3 protein-coding genes are annotated in these 1,646 nt (G+C 53.9%); all 3 read right to left on the reverse strand.

Going from position 1 to position 1,646, the window contains the following annotated elements; genetic code table 11:
* Window positions 1–668, reverse strand: a 668-nt coding sequence (locus tag PGS25_RS15370; protein ID WP_270419395.1) for a DUF4366 domain-containing protein, incomplete at its 3' end; no start/stop codon positions are given.
* Window positions 658–909: a DUF4315 family protein gene (locus PGS25_RS15375; RefSeq protein WP_024739086.1), complete on the reverse strand. Its 252-nt coding sequence runs from the start codon at window positions 907–909 to the stop codon at window positions 658–660. The genes PGS25_RS15370 and PGS25_RS15375, both read right to left, overlap by 11 nt.
* Before the next feature lie 29 nt (window positions 910–938).
* On the reverse strand, window positions 939–1,646 hold a 708-nt coding region (locus tag PGS25_RS15380; RefSeq protein WP_270419397.1), incomplete at its 5' end, for a CHAP domain-containing protein.

Below are 1,646 nucleotides of genomic sequence, written 5' to 3' on the forward strand. Positions count from 1 at the left end.
TCGGAATCTTCCTCGCCATAATCATAATCGTCCAGACTGTCATTGCCCTTGGTCTTAGGCTTGTTCTTAACGAGCTTCAAGTAGGCAAATACACCACCTCCACCAAGCAGAGCCAGCAGCAGGATCAGCGCAGCCGGGTTCAGTCCGGCAGGCTTCTCTTTTTCTGGCTTCGGTGTTTCTGCCGGAGGTTCCGGTGCTTTTCCCGTACATTTACTCTTATCCGTTACACAGACCGGACAGGCCGTATTGACTGCCCCTGCTTCACATTTCTTCGTGCAGCTGCACACCGCAGGCGGCTCCTCTTTGGCATTTCCATCTTCCATCAGCGCCATCAGGTCCGCTTCATCCACCTGGTTCAGAAAGTGAACAGCAGTCTTTTTATCCTCATTGGCCCTGTCGATCAGGATATAAAAATAGTTGCCTGCCTTGGTGGTAACGGTAATGAGCTGCTTGTTGCCACCAAAATCATCCACCAGAGCGGCGTTACCCTCCGGGGTCAGCGGAGGTGCTTTTTCGGGTTCTTCCACCACCACATTGCTGTCATTGGTGGTATCCTCTGCCGGGGGCGGCGCTGCGCCCTGGGCAAAAGCGGGAATGGTAAAGCCCGATGCCAGAACCAGCGTCAGGCAAAGGGCGGAAAGTGTTCGGAGCAATCGTTTATTCCTCATAGCTGTTTTCCTCCTGTTCGTTGTTGTCATCCATCATACTGCCGGAAACTGCGCCGCCGGACAGCATGGCGCTCAGCTGGGCAGGGGTCATACGCAGTGCGCGCACCATCTGAACGATCTCCAGATTTTCTGCCTCGGTTTTCTGTGCCTCCAGCGCCTTGAGCTTTTCCTGATACTCTGCGATCTTCTCACGGACCTTTGTAATCTCCTGGTCAATGCGCTCAATTTTGTTCTTTGCCATCGTCTATCACTCCTTCTTAAAAATCTCTGTTACCAGTTCATCAGGCCGTAGCCCTTAATGCTTTGATAATTCAGGTCATAACTTTTAATCTTGCAGGCATCGCCGGAATTTCCCTCCACGGTATAAACACGGCTGCCATCCGTACCGATCACGATACCTACATGGTCTGCTGTCCCATCCAAATCCCAGTCAAAGAAAATGGCATCACCGGGGGCGATGTTCTCATATCCTCGTGCGCCCCACTGTCCATGAGACTGGAACCACGGAACACCCTGCCACTCACAGCCTGCAAAGCGCGGCTCACTTTTTCCTGCCTGGTTATAGCACCAGGATACGAAGCAGGCGCACCATTCCACGCGGCTGTCAAAACCGTACCAGCTCCAGTAGGGATAACCGCCCACATTGCCCACCTGACTTTTCGCCAGTTCCACCAGCTGCGGATTGCCGGGGCGGGTGCCGTTAATGAACTGCACACCGGACAGATCTTCCGAGCCGCTGGTATCAGGGGAACCGCCGCCAAACAACAGCGGCTTATTGCCCATGGTCTGTCGGTAGACCTGATACATTTCCATCTGCTCCGGGGTCAGAAGTTCCGACGCCACAGCGGAAATGGGCTTGCTGGTGAGTTTCACATTCAGAATGTAATACTCATAGGGGACTTCTTCTGAGGTGGTCTCGCCGGTCTCCGGGTCGGTGGAGGTCTCCGTGCGGTAGCGAATCTCCACTTCCTCAGTAAG

The organism is Butyricicoccus sp. AM78-15b2TA (genome assembly GCF_027665985.1).
GTDB lineage: Bacteria > Bacillota > Clostridia > Oscillospirales > Butyricicoccaceae > Agathobaculum > Agathobaculum butyriciproducens.